18 protein-coding genes are annotated in these 22,257 nt (G+C 72.4%); 7 read left to right on the plus strand and 11 right to left on the minus strand.

Going from position 1 to position 22,257, the window contains the following annotated elements:
* The first annotated feature begins 175 nt into the window (after positions 1-175).
* Both WMF34_RS01975 and WMF34_RS01980 read left to right on the plus strand, forming a co-directional pair.
* Positions 176-778 (plus strand): hypothetical protein, encoded by a 603-nt coding sequence (locus WMF34_RS01975; RefSeq protein ID WP_012232997.1) that lies wholly within the window; start codon positions 176-178, stop codon positions 776-778.
* Positions 779-936: 158 nt separating this feature from the next.
* Positions 937-2,538 carry a serine/threonine-protein kinase gene (locus WMF34_RS01980; RefSeq protein WP_437992242.1) on the plus strand — a complete coding sequence of 534 codons (1,602 nt, stop codon included), beginning with the start codon at positions 937-939 and terminating at the stop codon, positions 2,536-2,538.
* Between the two features lie 26 nt (positions 2,539-2,564).
* Here the strand turns inward: WMF34_RS01980 and gspC are convergent, their stop codons facing one another.
* From gspC to WMF34_RS01995, 3 genes are all read right to left on the minus strand, one after another.
* Entirely contained in the window at positions 2,565-3,524 is a 960-nt protein-coding gene (gspC, locus tag WMF34_RS01985) for a type II secretion system protein GspC (protein ID WP_437992243.1), read from the minus strand.
* A gap of 319 nt (positions 3,525-3,843) precedes the next feature.
* The gene (locus WMF34_RS01990; protein ID WP_012233000.1) at positions 3,844-5,637 is read right to left on the minus strand and encodes a cytochrome b N-terminal domain-containing protein; all 1,794 of its coding nucleotides are present in this window, start codon (positions 5,635-5,637) and stop codon (positions 3,844-3,846) included.
* Positions 5,634-6,221 carry a ubiquinol-cytochrome c reductase iron-sulfur subunit gene (locus WMF34_RS01995; protein WP_437992244.1) on the minus strand — a complete coding sequence of 196 codons (588 nt, stop codon included), beginning with the start codon at positions 6,219-6,221 and terminating at the stop codon, positions 5,634-5,636. The genes WMF34_RS01990 and WMF34_RS01995 overlap by 4 nt, the downstream gene beginning before the upstream one ends.
* A gap of 245 nt (positions 6,222-6,466) precedes the next feature.
* Between WMF34_RS01995 and WMF34_RS02000 the strand changes: the two genes are divergently transcribed.
* On the plus strand, positions 6,467-8,827 hold the full coding sequence (locus WMF34_RS02000; protein ID WP_437992245.1) for an autotransporter assembly complex protein TamA: 2,361 nt from the start codon (positions 6,467-6,469) through the stop codon (positions 8,825-8,827).
* A gap of 70 nt (positions 8,828-8,897) precedes the next feature.
* Here the strand turns inward: WMF34_RS02000 and WMF34_RS02005 are convergent, their stop codons facing one another.
* The 5 genes from WMF34_RS02005 to WMF34_RS02025 all read right to left on the minus strand — a co-directional run bounded on the left by WMF34_RS02005 (position 8,898) and on the right by WMF34_RS02025 (position 14,100).
* Positions 8,898-9,062, minus strand: coding sequence for a hypothetical protein (locus WMF34_RS02005; protein WP_157906386.1), 165 nt, complete (start codon positions 9,060-9,062; stop codon positions 8,898-8,900).
* A 369-nt stretch (positions 9,063-9,431) separates the two neighbouring features.
* Complete coding sequence (locus WMF34_RS02010; RefSeq protein WP_437992246.1) at positions 9,432-11,798, minus strand: (Fe-S)-binding protein; 2,367 nt, start codon at positions 11,796-11,798, stop codon at positions 9,432-9,434.
* Positions 11,799-12,027: 229 nt separating this feature from the next.
* Complete coding sequence (locus WMF34_RS02015; protein WP_437992247.1) at positions 12,028-12,705, minus strand: hypothetical protein; 678 nt, start codon at positions 12,703-12,705, stop codon at positions 12,028-12,030.
* A 13-nt stretch (positions 12,706-12,718) separates the two neighbouring features.
* Entirely contained in the window at positions 12,719-13,555 is an 837-nt protein-coding gene (locus tag WMF34_RS02020) for a TrmH family RNA methyltransferase (RefSeq protein WP_437992248.1), read from the minus strand.
* A 14-nt stretch (positions 13,556-13,569) separates the two neighbouring features.
* Positions 13,570-14,100 (minus strand): ureidoglycolate lyase, encoded by a 531-nt coding sequence (locus tag WMF34_RS02025; RefSeq protein WP_012233005.1) that lies wholly within the window; start codon positions 14,098-14,100, stop codon positions 13,570-13,572.
* Between the two features lie 221 nt (positions 14,101-14,321).
* On the opposite strand from WMF34_RS02025, the gene WMF34_RS02030 reads away from it, so the two are divergent.
* From WMF34_RS02030 to WMF34_RS02045, 4 genes are all read left to right on the plus strand, one after another.
* Positions 14,322-14,948: a LemA family protein gene (locus WMF34_RS02030; RefSeq protein WP_437992249.1), complete on the plus strand. Its 627-nt coding sequence runs from the start codon at positions 14,322-14,324 to the stop codon at positions 14,946-14,948.
* Between the two features lie 14 nt (positions 14,949-14,962).
* The gene (locus WMF34_RS02035) at positions 14,963-15,748 is read left to right on the plus strand and encodes a TPM domain-containing protein (RefSeq protein ID WP_437992250.1); all 786 of its coding nucleotides are present in this window, start codon (positions 14,963-14,965) and stop codon (positions 15,746-15,748) included.
* Positions 15,749-15,966: 218 nt separating this feature from the next.
* Positions 15,967-17,178: a thiolase family protein gene (locus WMF34_RS02040; RefSeq protein WP_012233008.1), complete on the plus strand. Its 1,212-nt coding sequence runs from the start codon at positions 15,967-15,969 to the stop codon at positions 17,176-17,178.
* Positions 17,179-17,338: 160 nt separating this feature from the next.
* Positions 17,339-17,908, plus strand: a complete 570-nt coding sequence (locus WMF34_RS02045; protein WP_012233009.1) for a peptidylprolyl isomerase — start codon at positions 17,339-17,341, stop codon at positions 17,906-17,908.
* A 61-nt stretch (positions 17,909-17,969) separates the two neighbouring features.
* Here the strand turns inward: WMF34_RS02045 and WMF34_RS02050 are convergent, their stop codons facing one another.
* From WMF34_RS02050 to WMF34_RS02060, 3 genes are all read right to left on the minus strand, one after another.
* Positions 17,970-19,076 carry a hypothetical protein gene (locus WMF34_RS02050; protein ID WP_437992251.1) on the minus strand — a complete coding sequence of 369 codons (1,107 nt, stop codon included), beginning with the start codon at positions 19,074-19,076 and terminating at the stop codon, positions 17,970-17,972.
* 171 nt (positions 19,077-19,247) lie between these two features.
* Positions 19,248-20,294: a CHAD domain-containing protein gene (locus tag WMF34_RS02055; protein ID WP_437992252.1), complete on the minus strand. Its 1,047-nt coding sequence runs from the start codon at positions 20,292-20,294 to the stop codon at positions 19,248-19,250.
* Positions 20,291-21,913 (minus strand): ribonuclease J, encoded by a 1,623-nt coding sequence (locus WMF34_RS02060; protein WP_437992253.1) that lies wholly within the window; start codon positions 21,911-21,913, stop codon positions 20,291-20,293. The genes WMF34_RS02055 and WMF34_RS02060 overlap by 4 nt, the downstream gene beginning before the upstream one ends.
* Positions 21,914-22,257: the final 344 nt, after the last annotated feature.

A 22,257-nucleotide genomic window follows, 5' to 3' on the forward strand; every position in this document is an offset into this window, starting at 1 on the left:
CGCGCGGGGCGCAAAGCGGCGCGGCTGCGTTCGGCTTGCGTCCGGTTGCACCCCGCGCGCTGTCGAGATCGCTGCTTCGTGAGCTCGGCCCACACGTCGAACCGCAGCCGGTGTAAGAAGCGCTGGCACTCGTTCTGCGATCGGGCGAGCTCATGCCCATCGAAGGAGCATTCTCATGATGCGTGTCTTCCACGTACTCCCGCTCTCCCTCGCCGCGCTCGGAGCGCTCGCGTGCTCGTCGACCCCCGAGCCGACGATCGACCCGAACAACCCGTGCCCTCCGGGCCAGTGGTGCGCCTCCGCCGTGCCGACCACGCCGGCGACGGCGGTGCCCACGCCCACCACCACCGCCGCGCCCGCGGGCTCCGCCGCCACGCCGATCCCGCCGGTCGCCGCGGTGGCCGCGACGCCGATCCTGCAGGGGATGGGCACGACGGAGGCCCCGGGGATGAAGCCGGACGGCGGGCCGTTCGCGGGGCAGTTCCAGGAGGGCCAGGCGCTCGAGCAGCAGATCAACATCTCGCCCGGCAAGTGCTACACGGTCGTCGGCATCGGCCTCGGGGTCCAGGAGCTCGACATCCAGCTCGTCTCGCAGCCCGCGCCCGCGCTGCCGCCCGTCGTGCTCGCGCAGGACAGCACCACCGGCGCCGCGGCGACGCTCGGCGGCAAGGCCTCCGGCTGCTGGAAGAACCCCCTGCCGATCGGCGGTCCGGGCAAGGTGATCCTCAAGGCGACGAAGGGCGCGGGGATCGCGGCCGCGCAGGTCTTCATCAAGTAACGCTCCCCGCGCGGGCTGGCCGAGTCCGCCCGCACGCGAAGACGCCCGGCCGTGCGCGTGCCGAGAGGCGCGCGCCGCGCGCGCGACTCTTCTATTCCCGCCGCCTTCCTCCTCCCCTAGAGCAGACCGACGCGGCCGTGGGCTGCGCGCGCGACTCCATGAGCGAGACCGTCTTCCTCGGCCCCGACGCCAGCAAGACCTGCGCGAGGCCGCGCTGGGAGTGGCTGTCGCCGCGCCTCCCCCCGGACCTCGAGCAGGAGGCGACGAGGCGCGTCGCGTGGATGGCGCTCTGCACGATCGTGGCGGGCTCCCTCGGCTTCCTCGTGTCGGAGATCTTCCCGGGCCTCGAGCTCGGCCCGTACCCGATCCGCGTCGCGGTCTTCCTGCCGTTCATGCTGGTCTCGGCCGCGCTCTTCGTCATCGCGCGGAAGGGGCTCCTGTCGCCGCCGCGGATCGTCGATCTCTCGTTCGCCTACAAGATCCTGGGCGCCGCGCTGCTCTCGGTCATCTCCAACGCGCAGCCGTGGCCGGAGGGGCCGGTGTTGCCGGGGTGGCCGCCGGTGGCCGTCTGGGTGCTCATGTTTCCCATCATCGTCCCCGCCCCGAGCGTGCGCACGCTGTTCACCTCGACGCTGGCGATCCTCACCGATCCGGCCTGCCTCTGGGTGCTCGTCCGCTCGGGCTTCATGGAGCCGCCCTCGCACGAGGCGATGCTCCGCCGCTTCTTCCCGAGCGTCATCGCGCTCGCGCTCTCCGTCCTCGTGTCGCGCGTCGTCTTCGGGCTCGGGCGCAAGCTCGACGCGGCGCGGGAGCTCGGCAGCTACCGGCTCGTCGAGCGGCTCGGCGGCGGCGGCATGGGCGAGGTGTGGCGGGCGAAGCACCGGATGCTCGCCCGCCCCGCGGCCGTGAAGCTGATCCGACCCGAGGCGTTCCAGGGCGAGCCATCGAGCAACGGCAACGCGAAGGCGCGGTTCGAGCGCGAGGCGCAGGCGACCGCCGCGCTCCGATCGCCGCACACGATCGGGATCTTCGACTTCGGCGTCGCCCGCGACGGGTCGTTCTACTACGTGATGGAATTGCTCGACGGCATGGACCTCGAGACCCTCGTCAAGCTGGACGGCCCGCAGCCGCCCGCGCGCGTGGTCCACCTGCTCCGGCAGGTCTGCCACTCGCTCCACGAGGCGCACAAGGCCTTCTTCGTGCACCGCGACATCAAGCCCGCCAACCTCTTCCTGTGCCGCTACGGCGCAGACCTCGACTTCTTGAAGGTGCTCGACTTCGGGCTGGTGGCCCAGCGCAGGAAAGACGCGGATCCCTCCAAGCTGACGGCGGACAACGCGATCACCGGCACGCCCGCGTTCATGGCCCCGGAGGTGGTGCTGGGCGACCGCCCGATCGACGGCCGGACCGACATCTACGCGCTCGGGTGCGTCGCCTACTGGCTGCTCACCGGCGCCCTCGTGTTCGACGCCGAGACGGCGATGAAGACGATGTTGCTCCACGCGACGGAGGCGCCCGTCGCGCCTTCGAAGCGCGCGGCGCGCGCGATCCCGCCCGCGCTCGACCGCATCGTGCTCGACTGCCTCGAGAAGGACCCCGCGCGGCGGCCGCAGTCGGCGCGCGAGCTGTCCGAGCGGCTCGCCGCGCTCCGCATGGACGCCGACTGGACCGAGCAGCACGCGGCGGCGTGGTGGGAGGCGGTCGCGCCGCCGTCGCTCTCGGGCCAGGCGGCCAGGGTGGCCGTCGACGCCTTCGGCTGAGCTCCGCGCGCGCCCGGCCCGGGTCCTCAGCGGATGTTGAAGTCGACCGTCATCAGCTGCCCGCCGCGCTCGATCGCGACGGACAGGCGGTTCGCGGTCCGGAGCCGCGCGTAGGCCTCCAGCGCCTTCTGGGGATCCGTGACGTCGAAGCCGTTGATCGACCTCAGGGTGTCTCCGCTCTCCAGCCCGAGCGTCTCCAGCAGCGAGCCTCGCCTGATCCTGAGCTTCAGCCCGACGACCTGGTCTCCTCGTCGCTCCGGGGTCACCCGGGCGGAGCGCATGAGGAGCGCCTGCTGCTCGAGGATCTGATCGACCGCCGCGCGGTCGACGTTGAACTCCGTGGCGCTCACCCGCCGGATGCGGGCGGCGATCTCCGGCGGGATCGAGTTCAGGTTGTTGTCGCTCCCGACCGGCCTCGCCTCAGGCCGGGGCTGCGGCGCGGGCGCCTCCTCGCGCGCGCTCTTCCCGGCCTTCCCGAGCTGCATCTGGCAGCGGGCGCCGCCCGCGGTGATCCAGACGCGGTCCCACGCGATGCGCGTGAGCGTGCCTCCCGCCGCGTCGCCGCCGAGCCGGCGGAGCTGCGTCTGCCCGTCGGGGCCCTCGATGGCCGCGAACGACCACGCGGCGTCCTGCGACGCCGCGATGAGCACCACGCGTCCGGCGTCGCAGGTCGGATCGCTCCACGGATCGCCGTGCGCCGCGGGCGCGCGCTCCTCGGGCGCGCCGCCCGGGGGCGGGAGGAGCGGCCCCGTCGCCGAGTCGAACGGGTTGCGCTGGAGGATCGCTTCAGCGCTCGTCGCGTGGAGGCCGTCGCGCAGCGCGCGGCGGGACGCAGGGGGCAAGGAAGAGAGCCTCGTGGCTCTGTCCGGGATGATCGTCCTCCCGATCAGGTGAGACACCCCCGACGCCTGAAAGTAGGCGGCGGACGCGATCATCGTGCCCGCGATCCACAGGAAGTGGTGCTTCACAGCCGCATCCAGGTCCACGGGTCCTGCTCTTTCTGGGGCACGACCGCTGCCTGCGATCGAGGCGAGCGCCGCGCGCACGCCGGCGTGGAGGCGACCGTGCACAATGTCGCCACCGACCCTCCCTCCCGGGACGCGCAGCACCGCGCGTGCCGGCCCGTCGCGCCGGAGCGCCCGCGCGAGCGCCTGTCACAGCGCGCGCCTTGACCCGAACGGATCGGCGCGCGTCCAACGAGCCGCGCGAGCGTCCACGAGCCGCGCGCGCGCCGCGGCGGCGCTCATCGAGAAGGGGATCGAGAGGAGGAAAGGGCGGGGCAGCGAGCGCCGGCGGGCGGCTCGCTCAGGGCTTCTTGTCGGGCGCCTTGGCGGCGACCGTCGTCCCGGGCTCACCGCGGCCGCGGCGGTACACCCAGGCGGCGAGGACCTTCCGGTCGTTCGCGGAGAGCTTCTCCTCGAACGCCGGCATGTGGCCTTCCAGGTCCTTCGCCATCGCGGCCGGCGGGTAGGCCTTGCCGCTGCCGGGGTTCGTGATCTGCGCCTCGATCCACGCGATCGAGGCCCAGCCGCGGAGCTCGGGGGCGGCCGACTCCTCGTCGTCGGTCTTGCCGTCGAGCCGGTGGCAGCTCGTGCACCGCTGCCGGACCATCTTCTCTCCGGGCGTCCCGGCGCCGGGCTCCCCGCGCGCCTGCCCCTCGAGGAACGCGGCGATCGTCTCCTGGTCGGCCTCGCTCATCGGCGTGAACACCTTCGCCGCCTCGGGATCCGCGGGCGGCTTCACCGCCGACGGCATCATCTCCTTGAACGCGGTCTTGCCGAAGAGGTGGTCGGCGTCGGGATCCCTCAGCACCTCGAGCGCCCAGGCCTTCGTCCCGAACCCGGTGAGGTCCGGCGCCGTCTGCTTGTCCTTGGGCGGCCCGAGATCGTTGAGCCGGTGGCAGCTCGCGCACTCCTTCTTGTAGAGGTCCTCGCCGCGCGTCTCCGGGTCGTTCCGGAGCATCGCGAGCGCCCCCTCGGGCGGGACGCCTTGCTTGAACAGCGCCACCGCGCGCGCGGTCCGCGCGGCGCTCTGCGCCTCCGAGCGCTGGAAGCCCTCGTCCTTCGCGTCCTTCACGAACGACGTCCCCAGCAGGCCGACGGCCCCGAGGCCGATCAAGAACAGCGGCGCGAGCGCCGGCAGCCGCGCCCGGAGCGGGCCGGGCTTCCTGTCGATGAACGGCAGCAGCGCAAGGTACAGCCCGACCACCCCCGGCAGGCCGACGGTCGCGATGAGCTCCAGCGAGCCGGGGAAGTACTTGCGCAGCTCGAAGAGCGGGCGGAAGTACCAGGCGGGGCGGGCGTTGTAGTCGCTGACGGGATCCGCCGGCGCCTCGAGCGGGGCGCCGTGCTCCATGGCCGCGAGATCGAACACGACGACCAGCACGAGCGCCACGGCCAGCAGGATCAGGCCGAGCTGCTTCGGGTAGAACCGATCCGACTTGCCGAGGTCGGCGTTGTGCGGCGTGCCGAAGCCGTGCCTGCGGAACTGCGCGAAGCTCGCGGCGAGCAGCAACGCCATGACCGCCGGCAGCACGAAGACGTGCAGGCCGTAGAGCCGCGTCAGCGTCAGGTGGCCGAGCGAGCTCCCGCCGATGACGAGCTGCTGCGTGAACGGCCCGACCACCGGGACCGAGCCCATGATGCCCGTCTCGACGCGCGCGCCCCAGTAGCCGTCCTGGTCCCACGGGAGCGGGTTGCCCGTGAAGGTGAAGCCGAGGATCACGCCGAGCAGGCCGAGGGTCAAAAACCAGCCGATCTCGCGCGGCGCGCGGTACGCCCCGTGGAGCGCGATCCGCGCCACGTGGATCGCGACCAGGATGACGAGCGCCTGCGCTCCGAAGTAGTGGAGGCCTCGGATGAGCCACCCGGCGCGCAGGGTGAAATTGATGTGCGCGACGCTCGCCCACGCCGTGGTCGCGCTCGGGGCGTACGCCGACATGAGCAGCGCGCCCGTGACGACCTCGACGAGCAGCAGCAGCGCGAGCGCGCCTCCCCACACGTAACCGATGCGCGCGCCGCCGGGGATCGGCGCGTCGAGGAACCGGCGCAGCGGCTCGCGGTGCCCTATGCGCTCGTTCAGCCAGTCGCCGAGGCTCATCCTGCGATCTCCTGGAGCTCGGCGACCCCGTCACGGTAGCGCCGGAAGTCCACCTCGAGCCAGCCATCGACGACCCGCGTCGCGAGCGGATCCATGGGGCGCGGGGACGGCCCCGTCTCAGGCGCACCCGACAGGCCGAAGCGCGACGCGTGGCACGGACAGTTGAAGCTCTTCTTGTCGTCGTTGAGCTCGATCCCGCAGCCGAGGTGGGGGCACGTGGCGCTCATCGCGCGGATCTTCTCGCCCTCCCGGATGACCCAGATCGCGCCGAGCATCTGGTCCTTCGCGACCGTGAAGGCGTCGCGCTCCTCGCCGATCACCTTGAGCCGCCGCGGCTCGCCCGGCGGGAGGTCCGCGAGGCGCCCGACCCGGACCCAGCGCTCGCGCCCGCCCGCGGCGCCGGCGCTGCCTGCGGCGGGAGCCGCGATGAAGCTCGCCGCCGGTACGGCGATCGCGCCGGCGCAGGCCAGACCGCCGATCGCCACGAGCGCCTTCAGGGCGCCACGCCGCTCCTCGGGGGCCGGGCCCGCGGACGGCGCGCCGGCGCTCGCGGGCACCCCGTGAGGCCCAGGTTCGTGCGCCAATCCATGTCCGAGGTACCCACCGGCACCAGGTTCCTTTTGCGTCGGCTCTGCCATCTCGTAGGCTCTCCCTCGCTCGCGCCGCTCTCCGAAGGCCGCCCAGACTGGAGCGGGGCCCCCGGCGGCCGAAGCGGACGCAGCATATCGAAAACACAGGCGTAACGTTGAATCCTCGCCATCGCGCACCTCGGGGCGATTGCGCTTCGGCCGGCACAGCCGAAAGTTCGCTCTCAGTTGTCCAGGTCCCGATGCCTCGTCCCGCCGCCGCAGCGCTCGTGATGTTCGCCGTGCTCGGGGCCTCCGCCTGTGCCGCTTCGCGTCAACCGCCGGCGTGTACGCGTCCCGACCTCAGCGGGTGCGCCATCGAGGACGTCTCGTTCGAGGGCGACGACGTGATCAGCGGCGACGAGCTCGCCGCGCGGATCGCGACGGCCGAGAGCTCGCGCCTCCTCGGCGGCGCGCTCGAGCCCGTGCCGATCCTGAGCGTCTGGGACGCGCTCACGGTCGAGTACGAGCGCTTCGATCGGTTCGTCCTCGAGCGGGACCTCGCCCGCATCGAGCGGTACTACCGCGCGCGCGGGTTCTACGGGGCGCGGGTGCGGGCGGCGCGGGTGCAGCGCTTCGGCGGCCCCGGCAAGGAGGGGCGCGTGCGGGTGCGCATCGTCGTCTCCGAGGGCGCGCCGGTGAAGATCGCGTCGGTGGATCTCGCGTGGCGGGACTGGACCCTGGAGAAGGGCAGGGACATCGGCCGGCCGGTGACCGAGGCGAAGGACGAGCTCAAGGTCGGCGAGCGCCTGGACGAGGCTCGGTACGAGGAGCTCAAGAAGAACCTGCTCCGGGTCCTCACGGATCGCGGCTTCGCCTACGCGAACGTGGAGGGGCACGTGGACGTCGACCTCGTGAAGAACGAGGCGCGGATCCGCTACACGATCGAGCTCGGCCCCGAGTGCAGGTTCGGCAAGGTCAAGCTGGAGGGGCTCGGCGAGCTGCCCGAGGGGCCCGTCAGGACGGCGATCGGCATCGAGGAGGGCGAGCGCTTCTCGACCGCGGATCTGGCGGACGCAGAGCAGGCGCTCGCCGATTTCGGCGTGTTCGGCGCCGTCGCCGTGAAGCCCGAGCTCGCGCCGCCCGGACAGCCCAGGAGCCCGGTCGTCCCCGTGACCTTCTCCGTGCAGCCGTCCGCGCTGCGCGCCGTGAAGCTCGGCGGAGGCGCCGAGGTCGGCTCGCGCGTCGAGGCGCACCTCGTCGCCGGATGGGAAGATCGCAACTTCCTCGGGGGGCTGCGCCGCTTCAGCATCGAGGCCCGGCCGGGGCTCGTCTTCTATCCGGTAGAGTTCTCGAACCTGCTCGGCAAGGAGCTCGGGGACACGTTCCGCCTCTTGCCGGAGATCCAGCTCCGGTCCGAGCTCCGCCAGCCCGGGGCGATCGAGCGGCGCACGGCCGCGGTGCTGCGCGGCTCGTTCAAGCTCTACTGCCCCCAGACAGGTGAGTTCTGCACCAAGCCGGACAAGGGGGGCGCCGGCGAGGGGGAGTCAGGAGCTGCACCAGATGCTGCCCAGGGGGCACCGGAGCACGCGATCGTCGGCTACCGCGAGTACGTCGGTTCCATCGGAATCGAGCGGCCCTTCCTGAAATCGGACCTGAACGCGGCCCTCCTCTACAACGTCCAGCTGAACAGCCCGTTCACCTACAATTCGGCGCGGCTGCCCTCCGGGTTCGGGACCCTCTTCATCCCTTACCTCCAGGCTCAGGTCTCCTATGACCGCCGCCTGAACCAGGCGGGGAAGCCCGACAGGGTCACCCCCCATCACGGCTATTACATCGCGCTGGACACGCAGCTGGCCGGCTATCTGGGGTTCGACACCGCGATCGCGGAGGCCCTGGTCGGCGAGAAGGCGCAGGACGAGCGGGACAAGCGGTTTCACTCCGCGCGCGACATCCGCCTTCAGCCCGAGTTTCGTGCCTACCTCCCTGTTTCGAGGAGATGGACGCTGGGTTTCCGCTTGATGACCGGGTGGCTGTTCACGGGCCGCTACGGCGATGCCTCCGTGGATCCTGCCCAGTGCGACGCCCTCGCGGGCATGGACAGGGACCGTTGCCGGAGAGACGTGGGGGCCGACCTTCAGCTGATGCAGTTCCGCGGGTTCTTCAGCGGAGGCGCGACCAGCAACCGCGGATACGGGTACAACGAGGTCGGCCCGCACGCCCGCGTGCCGAGCCCGACGGCCGGCGGCAGCGCCGACGAGGAGGCCCCGCTGGTCCCCATCGGAGGCCGTCTGCTGTGGGAGACGAGCCTGGAGCTGCGGATACCGCTCGGCGAGAGCTTCGGTACGGTGATCTTCGCCGACGCCGGCGATGTCACCCGGGAGCACCGGCTGTTCCGCTCGGGAGCGCAGCGCCTGCACCTCTCGGCGGGCTTCGGGCTGCGCTACGTCACGCCGGTCGGACCGCTGCGCTTCGACGTCGGCTACCGCATTCCCTGCATGCAGGTGCTCGGCGTCTGCGACGAGACAGAAGCCGCAGGCTGGCCCGAGGACGAGCGGCCCCCGGGCAAGCTGTTCGATGTGCTGCCCATCGCCGTGAACCTGGCGATCGGCGAGGCGTTCTGACGTGTGGTGATCCGTCCGGCGGGCGCCGGGGGGGGCGGCGCGGCCCGCGCTTCGGGCAGGCCGCGGGCGATCAGCCCTCTTCTTCTTCGACGTTCCAGGCGGACAGCGCGGTCATCCCGATGGCGACCGAGCAGAGGCAGCAGAGGGCAGGCTCCTCGAACCGGAGCTCGTCGCCGCGCGACCACACGTAGAGGCCGCGCCCGTGGGGCTCCCCCGCGATGGCCCTGTCGCACACGTCGCAGCGGTGCTCGGTTGCGCCTGAGGCTGCTTGACGCGCGCGCAGCGCGTTGTCGGCGATCGCGTCGACCGAGACGCAAATCGGTTGGGCCAGTGTCCCCGTGAGCCGGTAATCCGCACTTGCGGTCCCCTCCGGCGTAGGGCAGGGGTCCAGGTTCGCGGTCCCCTTCAAAGCGCCTTCAATCACATCCACCTCCGGCGGCAGGGCCGAATCTAGCTCAGGCCGAGACGGGACGCACGAGAAGGCTGTGCCTGAACACCATCAGGCCTGCTCCAGGGCGCAGATGTAGGCGAACACGCTGGAGCGGCGCGTCATGGCCTGCATGACGTACCGCTTCGGCGTGCAACAACAACGGAATCTGGCGGATCAGGCGCTGGCGGACGCGGCCGTCTCGGCGGCGTCCTGGGCGGCGGCCGAGCGGCTGCCGGCCGAGCGGTCGAGAGCGCAGCTCTCTTCGAGCAGCTCGACCACGTCGAGCTGGCGGATCGACTCCTCCTTGGACTGATCCTTGAGGCCGTCGGTGATCATCGTCTGGCAGAACGGGCAGGCGGTCGCGATGGTCTTCGCCTCCGTCTGGAGCAGCTGCAGTGTCCGCTTGACGTTCACGCGGTCCTTGTTCTGCTCCTCCATCCACATCTGCGCGCCGCCGGCGCCGCAGCAGAGCCCCTTCTGCCGGTTCCACCCCTCGGCCTCGACGAGCTGCAGCCCGGGGATGCGCTTCAGGATGTCGCGCGGCTGCTCGTACACGTCGTTGTAGCGGCCGAGGTAGCAGGAGTCGTGGAAGACCACCTTCCCCTCGACCGGCTTGCTGGGGACGAGCTTCTTCTCGGCGACCAGGCCGAGCAGGAAGTCGGTGTGGTGCACGACCTCGAACTTCGCGCCGAAGTCGGGGTACTCGTTCGCGAGCGTGTTGAAGCAGTGGGGGCAGGTCGTGACGATCTTCCGGACGCCGCCCTGCTCCTTGTAGCCGTTCAGGGTCGCCGCGTTCTGCTCGGCGAGCATCGCGAAGAGGTACTCGTTGCCCGCGCGGCGCGCCGGATCGCCGGTGCAGGTCTCCTCCTGGCCGAGGATGGCGAAATCGACGCCGGCGGCCTTCAGGAGCCTGGCGGTCGCGCGGGCGATCTTCTTCGCGCGGTCGTCGTAGCTCGCCGCGCAGCCGACCCAGTAGAGCACGGGGGCCTGCGGCTTCTCGGCCATGGTCGGGATCTCGAGCCCCTCGGCCCAGTTGGCGCGGTCGATGCGCGCGAGGTTCCAGGGGTTGCCGTTGACCTCCATCGCGTTGAACGGATTCCCGAGCTCCGCCGGGAACTCGCCCTTCACGAGGACCAGGTGGCGGCGCATGGAGACGATCTTGTCGACGTAGCTGATCATCACCGGGCACTGCTCCTCGCAGGCCCGGCACGTCGTGCAGGCCCAGAGCACGTCCGGATGGACGACGTTCGCCACGAGGTCGACCGGCTTGTACGCGACCTCGGGGACCGGGACCGGGTTCTCCGGGGCCGCCTGCTCCCCGTGCTCCTGCGTCTCCGCCGCCTGCCCGTCCTGCGCCGCCGCCCCGTCGGTCCCGTTCGCCTGCGCCGCGTGGCCGTCGCCGGCGCGCGGCTCGCCTCGCGCGCCGCCCGGCCTGTTGATGAACTCCCCCTCTCGGCCGTACAGGTGATCGCGCAGGTCCAGGGTGAGCTGCTTGGGGCTCAGGATCTTGCCCGTCTTGTGGGCCGGGCAGTTGTCGCTGCAGCGGCCGCACTCGGTGCACGTGTAGAAGTCGAGGATCGCCTTCCAGGTGAAATCCTCGATGCGCGCGACGCCGACCGGGGCGGCCTTCTCGGGCTCCTCGGCCGCCTTCATGACCATCTCGCCGATCGCCTCGGCGCTGCCCGCGACGAGCGGCAGCCGGCCGCGCGCCCCGATGTCGCGCGTGAAGACGTTCGGGATCGACGTGATGATGTGGAAGTGCTTCGAGTGCGGGAGCAGGTTCAGGAACACGAGCACCAGCGTGACGTGCGTCCAGAACCCGATGTGCGCGAGCACGACGAGCGTCCCCGGGCCGGCGCCGCTCAGGAGGACGGCGAACAGCGAGCCCGCCGGGGCCGGGAACAGCTGCCAGCGGAGCGCCGCCGGGTCCGCGGGGACGCCCGCGAACGGGGCCGTCACGGTGGCGACGCGCTCGCAGAGCGCCGCGTCCGCGGGGCCGCACGCCGCCGTGGACCAGCGGTGGTGGAGCACCAGCGAGGCGCCGTCATAGAGCATGTCGCTCACCATCATCGTGACGATGATGCCGAGGATGAGGAGCCCCTCGCCGGACAGGGTCATGCGCCGCTCGCGCTTGATCGCCCGGTAGTAGATGAACACGAGCGCGCCCATCACGACCAGCGTGGCCATGACGTCCTTCACGAACTCGTAGATTCCGCCGAGCGGCACCGCGCCGATGCCCGGAAGCCGCACCGGCTCGTGCCCCAGGATCCACAGATCGAACGACGGGTCGAAGCCGCGTCCCCACAGGATCAGCGTCCGGAGCAGGAGAACCAGGAATCCGAAGAAGATGAGCTTATGCGCCAGCCCGGCGAGCGGGTAGTAACCCATCTTCCGCTGCCGGAAGGCGTACTCCCAGGTGCCTTTGAGGCGCTCGGCGATCCGGTCGAGCCGGTCTTCCCCGCGCCCGACCTTGAGGAGCTGCCAACGCCGGTTGGCGCTCCACGCAAAGGCGGCGAAGAGGCCGACGAGCAATGTGAGCATCCACGTGGGATTCATTCGCGGGGCGTCTCCAGGTGTAAAATGGCCACATCTTTTAAGGTGGGCGGCTGCCGGACGTCAACCGCGCGGCGGCGCGGGAACGCGCGGGGCTCCTTCGCCGGATTTCTGTTCTTGCAAGGGCGGATACGTCGGTGCGCGCTGGGGGCTCCTCCCGCGTCGGGGGCGCGGGCGGCGCGTCGGGGGCGCGGGCGGCGCGCGCCGCGCGAGCGGCTCAGAGCGTGAACTCGACGCTCTTCTCTTCGGTCGCGGCGGAGGGAGACAGATCGAGCGCCATGCTGTACGAGCGCTGGCCGACCCGCGCGCTCAGGCGGACGCGGATGGGGGCCGTCGCGTCGTTCAGCTTGTCGAGCCGCACGACGACGCGGTAGCGGCCCCGCGCCGGCTCGCCCTCGGTGAGGAAGACGTTCTCGACGTTCTGCTCCTGGCATTCGCCGCTCACGCGCGGGCAGTCGCGGTCCTTCATGAGGCCGCTCGCCGTCGGCTCCCCGACGCGCGCGAGCTCTCCCGCCGGGTCGTAGACGTTGAGATCGACGTCGGCCTCGGGCTCCTCCCACGCGATCGTGAACTGGAGGATCCCGGTGTGGAGCCCGCAGCCCTCGTCGATCACGCCGTTGCAGTTGTTGTCGCGGGCGTCGAAGCAGAGCTCGACCCCCGTCGGTGTGCAGGCGATCTCGAGCCCGACGCCCTCGGGGACCTTGATGTCCTTCGGCTGGAGGGGCGGCCTGGGCGGGGGCGGCGGCACCTCGATGCAGCCGGCGAGGAGCAGGGCGAGGGCGGTCGCGACACGCGCCGCGCTGGCGAGGCGCGCGCGGAGGCCGTGAGGCGCCGGCGGGCGCGGCGCGGCGCGACGGGCGCGCGGCTCGCGCCGCGGGGGACCGGGGCTTCGCATGGGGGGCTGCATGTTATCCGCCTTCAGGCTCCCGCGGGGCGCCGGCGCTGCGCGTCTCGAGCACGGGCGGCGCGGGCGGCTTCCGCGGCTTGGGGCCGCGCGGCTTCGGGGGAGGGGGCGGCGTTCCTCCGAGGGGCAGGGGCAGGCGCATGCCCCGCGCGGCCAGGATCTCCGCCGCGTGCGGGACGGTGAGCACGAGCGCGCGCGCGTAGAGCGTGATCTGGTAGGGCTCCGGCAGGTCGCCGGGACGGCCGTTCGTCGCGTGCTCGAGCAGGATCGCCGCGGTGACGCTCACGTTGAGGCTCTCCGCGAAGCCGCGCATGGGGACGCGCACGGCGCGGGCGCAGGCGGCGGCCAGGTCGGGGCGGATGCCGTCGCGCTCGTTGCCGAGCACCAGCGCGAGGCGGGGGATGCTCGAGAGGTCGCGCGGGGTGAGCTCACCCTCCGGGTGGGTCGCCACGAGCTCGTGCCCCGAGGCGCGGAGCTCGGCGACCGCGGCCTCGGTGGACGCGTGCGTGCGCACGTCGACCCAGCGCTCGGAGCCGCGCGAGACCGTGTTCGAGACCAGGAACTGCTCGGCCCGCTCGATGATGTGCAGCCGCTGCAAGCCGAACGCGTCGCACGAGCGGAGCACGGCGGCCCCGTTGTGGGGATCGTGCGGCGCATCCATGGCCACGGTGACGGCGTCGAGGCGCGCCGCGATGACGCCGCGCAGCCGGGCCCTGCGCTCGTTCGTGACGAACTCCTCGAGGATGCGGGCGACGTCGGCGACGTCGAGGGAGTCGAGCGCGGCGAGCAGCCTTCGCTGCTCCTGCGCGACGAACGAGCAATTGGGGGTCGAGCGGCGCATGGCGGGGGGCGCCTCTATAGCAGGTCGATCGCGACCGCGATCCGCTCGCCCTCCGCGTACTCGACCACGGCGCAGTCGCCGGGAGAGCCGTCCTCCCAGGCCAGGCAGACGAAGTCGGCCTCGGCGTCGAGCGCGATCATGGGGTGGTGCCACACGCCGGGGCGATAGGTGATGCCCTGGGCGCCGTGGGCGATGAAGGCGCCGAGCGTCGTGAGCTCGGGCCTGTCGCCGCCGAGGGCCACGACGACGAGGTAGCGCCGCGCGCTCATCGGCACGAACGCCTGGGTCGAGCCGGGGTGCTTCTCGAGCAGGGCGATCGGGAGCGGGAAGCTCGAGCGCGGGGCGCAGCGGAACACCGAGACGTTCAGCGAGGCGTGCCCGGGGCGGAGGTTCTCGATCGCGGCGAGGTGATCGAAGCGCCGCGCCGTCCCCTGGTTGGCAGGCCTGCCGGGCTCGCCGTGCGGCGAGGCCATGAGGATGTCGCCGTACGGCGCATAAGCTGCGGGGCTGAGCGAATGGGCTGCGATGCGCGGGCGGTGGCTCATCGTCTTGGGCGCCTGTGGCGGCGTGCCACGCGTGTGGCTTCCCCTGAGGCTCTCCTGCGCGGCGCATGGAGCGCGCCGACCGAGGGCACGACAGGGAGAGGGTATCACGCCGCGGGCGCGCCGCAGCACGCCAGCCCGCCGCGAGCGCCATGGGGCCGGGTTTTGCAAGGCGCCTCGCGACGCAACCCCGACGGGCAATGCAAGCGACCCTGGAGCCAGTCATGCGGATTGTTCACAAATCGACATTTCGGAAGCGCCTCGCGGTGGCCTCCCTGTTCGTGGCGGTGCTCGCCGTCATGGCGTCCGTCGTCGGCTGCCAGCGCTACGACGTGCTGGTCGAGAAGGATCAGATCGCGGCCCAGAAATGGTCCGATCTCGAGGCGAATCTCCAGCGGCGCTACGACCTGGTCCCGAACCTGGTGGCGGTCGTGAAGGGGTCGGCCAAGCACGAGGAGCAGACGCTGGCGAGCGTCGCCGAGGCGCGCGCCCGCGCGACAAGCGTCCAGCTCAACGCCGACGATCTGACGGATCCGGAGAAGGTGCAGGCCTTCCAGAAGGCGCAGGAGCAGCTCAGCGGCTCGCTCTCGCGGCTCCTCATGGTGCAGGAGCAATACCCTGATCTCAAGGCGAACCAGGGCTTCCACAGCCTCCAGGTCCAGCTGGAGGGGATCGAGAACCGGATCCTCCGGGCGCGCGAGGAGTACAACCAGGCGGCGCGCGAGTACAACGCGGAGCTCCTGAAGATCCGGGGCCAGGTGGTGAACAAGGCGACGGGCCAGCCGTTCAAGCCGCGCGTCTATTTCACCGCCTCTCCCGAGGTCCAGTCGGCGCCGAAGGTCTCGTTCTGATGAGGGGCGCGGCGATGCGCCGGATCGGCGCGAGCAGGGCGCGGCTGCGCGCCGTGGCCAGCGCCGTCGCGGCCGCGTTCGCGCTGGTCTGCGCGCTCGTCGCGCGGCCCGCCCGGGCCGACTTCACGCCGCCGGCGCTCACGGGGCACGTCGTCGACACCGCCGGGCGGCTCGATCCGCCCGACATCCGCGCTCTCGACGCGAAGCTCGATCGCATCCGCCGCGAGACAGGGTTCGAGATCGTCGCCTTCGTGGTCGGATCCCTCGAAGGCGAGACGATCGAGGACGTCGCCTACGAGGCCTTCAACACCTGGCAGCTCGGCCAGCGCGGGGCCGACAACGGCGTTCTCCTCGTGATCGCCCCGAACGAGCGGCGCGTCCGGATCGAGACGGGCAAGGGCGTGGGGGGAGCGCTCACGGATCTCCAGTCGAACGACATCATCCGGCAGACCATCAACCCGCTGCTCAGGCAGGATCGATTCCGCGACGCCATCGACCAGGGAACGGCAGAGATCGCCAGGACGCTCGTCGCCGGGACACCCGAGGAGGAACGCCGTCCGGCGCGCGACGCCCGGCCGGCGCCCGCTCCGGTCTCGCCGATCAAGGTCGGCGTGACGGTCGTCGCCATCGTGGCGGCGCTCGTGCTCGCGCTGATTTCGCCCTCCTTCCGCTGGTTCCTGTGGCTCGTCCTCCAGGCGATCCTCTTCCGAGGCGGCGGCGGCGGCCGCAGCGGCGGCGGCGGGTTCGGTGGCGGTGGCGGCGGTCGCTCCGGCGGGGGCGGATCCAGCGATAGCTACTGAGCCGCTGCGCGCCGCCTCTTCACCCTGTGCAGGGCGGATCGGGCCGATCGGTCGGCGTCCGCGCGGGCCTTTCGAGCGGCCGCTGTGCTCACCCCTTTCGTGACCGGGCGGACACACGCGACATCGACGCCGGAGCGGCGCGCGTCGAACCGCGCGGAGATTCCAGGGCGCGCGCGATCTCCCGCTGCGCGCTGACCAGGCGACGCTACGCTCTCGTCATGGCTGCTGCCCTGCGCCCTGTCTTCGTCGTCGACGCCGTCCGGACCCCGATCGCCCGTTACGCCGGCGCCCTGGCGACGGTCCGCCCCGACGACCTCGCGGCGCACGTCCTCGACGCGCTCGTGCGTCGCAATCCGTCGCTTGCGCCGCGCCTCGATCAGGTCGTCCTCGGCGCGACGAACCAGGCCGGAGAGGACAACCGCAACGTCGCGCGCATGGCCGCGCTGCTCGCCGGCCTCCCTTACGAGGTCCCGGGCGTGACGGTGAATCGCCTCTGCGGCTCGGGGCTCGAGGCGGTGGCCGACGCCGCGCGGATGATCGCCACCGGAGAGGCCGACTGCGCGATCGCGGGGGGCGTCGAGAGCATGACGCGCGCGCCGTTCACGATGTCCAAGCAGGCCGAGCGCTTCGAGCGGAGCGCGCCGACCGTCTACGATACGACCCTCGGCTGGCGCTATCCGAACGCGCGGATGGCCGCGCGGTTCGAGCTCCAGTCGATGGGGGAGACGGCCGAGAACGTGGCCAAGAAGCACGGCATCAGCCGCGACGACCAGGATCGGTTCGCGCTCCTCTCCCACGAGCGCGCCACGCTCGCCTGGGAGTCGGGGGGCTTCGCCGCCGAGGTGGTCCCCGTGCTCGTCCCCCAGAAGAAGGGCGAGCCCGTCCTGTTCGAGCGCGACGAGGGCGTGCGCGCCGACGCCTCGCTCGAGGCGCTGTCGAAGCTCAAGCCCGCCTTCCGCGAGGGCGGGACCGTCACGGCGGGCAACTCGTCGCCCCTCAACGACGGCGCCGCGGCCCTCCTGCTCGCCTCGGGCGACGCCGTGCAGGCCGCCGGCGCGACGCCGCGCGCGCGGGTGATCGCGACGGCGACCGCCGGGGTGGATCCCAACCTCATGGGGGAGGGGCCGATCCCGGCGGTGAAGAAGCTCCTCCAGCGGACCGGGCTGCGCGTCCCCAACGTGGACCTCTTCGAGCTCAACGAGGCGTTCGCGGCGCAGGCGCTCGCGTGCTCGCGCGCGCTCGAGCTCGATCCGGCGCGCGTCAACGTCCGTGGCGGAGCGATCGCGCTCGGGCACCCGATCGGCTGCTCGGGCGCGCGCATCGCGTGCACCCTCGTGCATGCGATGCGCGCGCGCGGCGCCAAGGTCGGGGTCGCCTCGCTGTGCATCGGGGTCGGCCAGGGCATCGCGACGCTCTTCGAGCGCGCGTGAGGTCATTTCGCCGCTCGTCCGCGGCGCGAGATGAGATAAGACCGCCGCAGCAGGACGCAGGAAGGGGGGCCCGCGGCTCACCTCCCTCGGCTGACGCCGCCGCCTCGGCGGCCAAGAACTGACGGCGCCGCCTCGGCGGCCAAGAAAAGGAGAAGGCCTGATGGAATTCCCCCCGATCAACGTGCCCGGCACCGGCAAGCTCCACGCTCGGCTCAAGACCTCGCTCGGTGACATCACGGTCCGGCTCGAGGAGGAGGGCGCCCCCAACACGGTCAAGAACTTCGTCGGCCTCGCCACGGGCACCATCAACTGGACCGATCCGAAGACCGGCCAGGGGATGCAGGGGACTCCCTGTTACGACGGCGTCCGCTTTCACCGCGTGATCTCGGGGTTCATGATCCAGTGCGGCGACCCGCTCTCGCGCTACCCGGACAAGGCGCAGCTCTGGGGCACGGGCGGCCCCGGGTACAAGTTTGCCGACGAGTTCAACCCCTCGCTGAGGCACGAGGGCGCCGGCGTGCTCTCCATGGCCAACGCCGGCAAGAACACGAACGGCGCGCAGTGGTTCATCACCGACGGGCCGACGCCGCACCTCGACAACCGCCACACGGTGTTCGGCAAGGTCGTGAGCGGGCAGGACATCGTGAACCGCATCGCCAACGTGGCGACCACGCGCGATCGGCCCAACCAGGACGTCGTCCTCGAGCGCGTCGAGATCTTCCGGCAGTAGGCGCGCTGCGCGCCGCGCGGCGCCGTTCAGCGCCGCGCGGCCATCGCGGTGCCTCGCTCGTTCAGCGGGCGCAGCAGACCGTGATCTTGTCGCCGCCCTCCTCGACCTCGCCGCTGGGGTCGCCGCCGCGCGGCTGGCAGCTGCCGCTTCCGGTCACCTCGATCGACACCGAGGCGGGGGGCGGGTCGTCGATGCAGGCCCCGTTGAACGGCACGGTCTCACCGGGCCCCCGGCAGCGGCTCTGCCCGAAGAGCGTCACCGTCGCCGCGCAGCGCACGCCGTCCGTGTTGCACGTGCACCGCGTGCAGCCGCGGTTGTCGGCCATCGAGCTCGCGAACACGTGGCGTTCGCCGAACCCCTCGGGGCAGCTCCGCTCGCCGTCGCGCCAGACGCAGACGCCCTGCTCGAACGGCGCATCGATCTCTCGTGGGGCGCAGGCCTCGCCGGCCTCACATCCGCCGGCGTCCGACCCGGGGGCGCACACGAGCCCCTCGATACCGAAGCGCGGCGGCGGCAACGTCGCCTCGCCGCCCGACGGAGCGCACGTCGCCGAATCCACGTCGGGCGCTTCGCCGCTGTAGCTGCCGACCTCGACGTCGCCGCCGATGTTGATGCAGTTCTCGGTCTGCACCTGCAGCGTCGCGCTCCCCCCGCCACACGCGCCACGCGTGTACACCGTGACCGCGGGCATCGCGCACTCCACGGCCGGCGCGCCGCACGCGCACGGGCTGCAGGTCGCGGGCGTGTCGAGGGGATCGCGGCCGCCCACGTCCACCCGCTCGGAGAAGCCCTCGGGGCAGGCGACGTCCGCGGCCTCGGGGCCCTGGTACAGGAGGCCGGGCCCTTGCCAGTCCTCGGGCACCGCGACGCAGGCGAACCCTCCGCAGTCGCCGTCGGCGCAGTCGACGGCGCCATCGCCGTCGTCATCCTCGCCGTTGCTGCACCGCTCGCCGCCGTCGGCGCCGCCGCTGCTGCTGCTGCTCGTGGTGCTCCCGGCCGCCGTCTGGCCTCCTCCAGCTCCGCCGGAGCTGCTGGCCCCGCCGGAGCCGCTCCCGGAAGGCCCCGGGAAGAGATCGGGCTCGAACTGGTCGAAGTCCTGGGTGCAGGCGCTCGCCGCGAGGAGAGCGACGAGCGCGGTGACGCTTTGGAACGCAGAGCGGCGCAACACGACCTCCGGGATCGGCGGGCTTCGCCTCGGTTCGAAGGAGCCCGACCGACGGTACCACGAAGCGCCCGCCCGCACGGCGAGCTCCGCGGCCGGCAATCCCGGTGACCATTCGCCCCGTCCGAAGCGCGCCTGCTGCGGCGCTCCTTGCTGCACCGCGCCCCGTGCGCTGCGTCATCCACCCGGGAGCGCGCGGGGATCGTCCGACCAGAGCGATGTGAGCGTCTCGAGCTCCCGCGCGAGCTCCTCGGTCGCCTTGTGAGCGAGCCGCGCCCGCTCTGCGACGAGCGCCTCGATGACGGCGGCGCGCGCGTCGGGCGCAAGCTCCTCCGCGCTCCTCATCTGCGCGAGCGCCTCGTCGGCGTCGTGCAGCTGGCCGAGGCGGCGCTGCATCCGTGACGCGGATTTCGCGGCGCGCTCGGCGCGCTCTCCGAAGAGCGGCGAGAACGTCTCCGCGGAGTAGCGCAGCCGTTTGAAGCGGATCCGGAGCGCGTGCATGGCCGCGCCGTCGCCCGGGTCGCTCGCGGCGAGCGCGCGCACGTCGTCCAGGGCATCACCGATCGCCCGCCTCGCGAGCGCCTCGGCGCCGCGCTTCCTCGCTTTCCGGCGCGAGATGCGCCGCTCGAGGCGCGCGAGGTGAGGCTCCAGCCGGAGCCGCTCGCCCGCGGCCGGCGCGTCGGCCTGCGTCGCGCCCGCGTCGCCCGCGGTCGGCGCGTCGGCCTGCGCCGCGCCCGCGTCGCCCGGGCGATCGTGCCGGAGCAGCTCGACGATGTGGGCCCTCGCCTCGCGCTCGCGGCGCGCGCGCTGCGCGACCCATCCCGCGACGGCCGCCCGGGCCGCCTCGTCCAGCTCGAGCGCGGTGAGCGTCTCGCGCAGCACCTCCTCGTCCCGTAGCGCGCCGGTCGCCCGCGCGAACTCACGGAGCCCTTCGGCCACGGGGCGGAGCCGCCTCCTGCCGTAGATGCGTCGCGCCGGCTTGAGCAGCGTCCGGAGCCGGCGGAGCGAGACCCGGAAGTCGTGCACCGCCTCCGCGTCCGGCTCCGCGCTCTCGCCCTGCTCGCTCGCGGCGACGACGCGCCGCGCATCGGCGCGGACGCGCTCGATGTGGGAGAGCAGCGCTGGACCCAGGAAATCTCGCGCGGAGAGCCTCGCGCCGTCGCCGTCGCCGTCGCCGGCTCCACCGTCGCCCGAGGGCGGGGGGCTCCCCTCGAGCGGCGTCACAGGCGCGTGAGCGCCACCGTCACCAGCGGGCGCCTCCCGAGCTTCGCCTCGAGCGTCCGGCGCGCCGCGAGCCGGGCGATCTCGATGATGTCGTTGTCGCGGCGCCGCGCGCGCGGCTCGCAGTCGTTCACCGCCTGCGCGACCGCGCGCGCCGCGGCCCTCAGCGCGCCGCCCTCGAGCTCCCCGGTGACCCCGCGGGCGAGGACCTGCGGCGGCGCCGCGAGGGCGCCGTGCACATCGACGACCAGCGACACGAAGGCCACCCCGGAGCGACCGAGGTTCGCTCGCTCCCGGAGGACCTCCTCCCCGAGCTCCTCGCCGCCCGCCGTCGCCACCCGGCCGGTGACGGCCCGGCCGCTCCGGCCGAGCGGCTGCGTCTTGCCGATCTCGACGACGTGGCCGTTCTCGGCGACGAGCACCTCGGCCACGCCGCGCTCCCGCGCGAGCTCCGCGTGCCGCGTCAGGTGGTGCAGCGCGCCGTGCACGGGGAGGAAGCCGCGCGGCTGGGTGAGGTCGATCATGCGCGCCTGCTCCGTCCGGTGCGCGTGCCCGCTCGCGTGGACGCGGCGATCCGTCGACCACGTCACGAGCTCGACGCCGAGGCGGAGCAGCCCGGCCATCATGTCGACGACCGGGCGGTCGTTGCCCGGGATGACGCGGCTCGAGAGCACGACCCGATCCCCCTCTTCGAGGCGCAGGAGCGGGTGCGTCCCCGAGGCGAACCGCGTCAGCGTGGAGGCCCGCTCGGCCTGCGTGCCGCTCGCGATGACGAGGAGCCGCTCGCGCGGCATCGAGGAGGCGACCTCGGGCGGGACGAGCAGGTCGCTCGGCCACGGGAGCCTCCCCACGGTCTGCGCGGCCCGCACGTGCGTCTGCACGCTGCGGCCGAGCAGGCAGATCTTGCGGCGCGCGCGGATCGCGGCCTGACCGAGGGCGAGGAGGCGCTGGACGTTCGAGGCGAAGACGCCGACCACGACGCGCGCCGGCGCGGTCTCGACGAGCTCCGCCAGCGCGTGGGCGACGGCGCGCTCGCTCCCCGCCTCGCCGGGCGAGTCCACGTTGGTGCTGTCGGACAGGAGCAGCCGGACGCCGGCGTCGCCGAGCGCGCGGAAGCGGGCCTCGTCGGTCGGCTCGCCGTCGAGCGGCGTCGGGTCCAGCTTGAAGTCCCCGGTATGGACGACGAGCCCCGCGGCCGTGTGGATCGCGAGCGCCGTCGCGTCGACGATCGAGTGCGTTACCCGGAGCGGCTCCACGACGAAGCCGCCGATCGCGACCTCGCGCCCGACTTGCGTGGGCAGCAGGCGCACCTTGTCCTCGAGCGCGTGCTCCGCGAGCCGGTAGCGCACGAGCTCCAGCGCGTGCGGCGGGCCCCAGACGGGGACGTCGAGGTGGCGCAGGAGGAACGGCAGCCCGCCGATGTGATCCTCGTGGCCGTGCGTCAGCACGATGCCGCGCACCTGATCACGGAGCGCGAGCACGTGATCGAAGCGCGGGTGATACACGTCGACGCCGAGATCCGTGCTCGGGAACGTGACCCCGCAGTCGATGAGCAGCAGCCCATCGGCCTGCTGGAGCGCGAGGCAGTTCATCCCCACCTCGCCGAGCCCTCCGAGGGGCACGAGCCGCAGGGTGGACGGCGGTGGCAGGGGGAGCTGGCTCGGGGCGGGGGCGCTCTGCTCGGGATGCACGTTCGGTGAGGGGGGCTGCCACCCAGGGCGCCGGGGGCCTACGGCCCGCGGCTTGCTGAGCTGGTCTGAAAGAGAGAGGACGACTTCTTCAAGACGTAACCCACATCGGCTCGCCGTCCCCTTCGAAACTTGGAGCGACAGTGTAGCCACAGGGTGGCCCCTTGCGTCACGCTCTCTCTTTCCAGTTCCAGCGCCGGGGCCAGGCGAACGCCGATCTCACCACCGGATCTCGTGCCGCGCGGACCGGTTCCTGCACACCCTGTCTCCCCCACCCA

It is taken from the genome of Sorangium sp. So ce145 (genome assembly GCF_051525985.1).
GTDB classification, from domain to species: domain Bacteria; phylum Myxococcota_A; class Polyangia; order Polyangiales; family Polyangiaceae; genus Sorangium; species Sorangium cellulosum_B.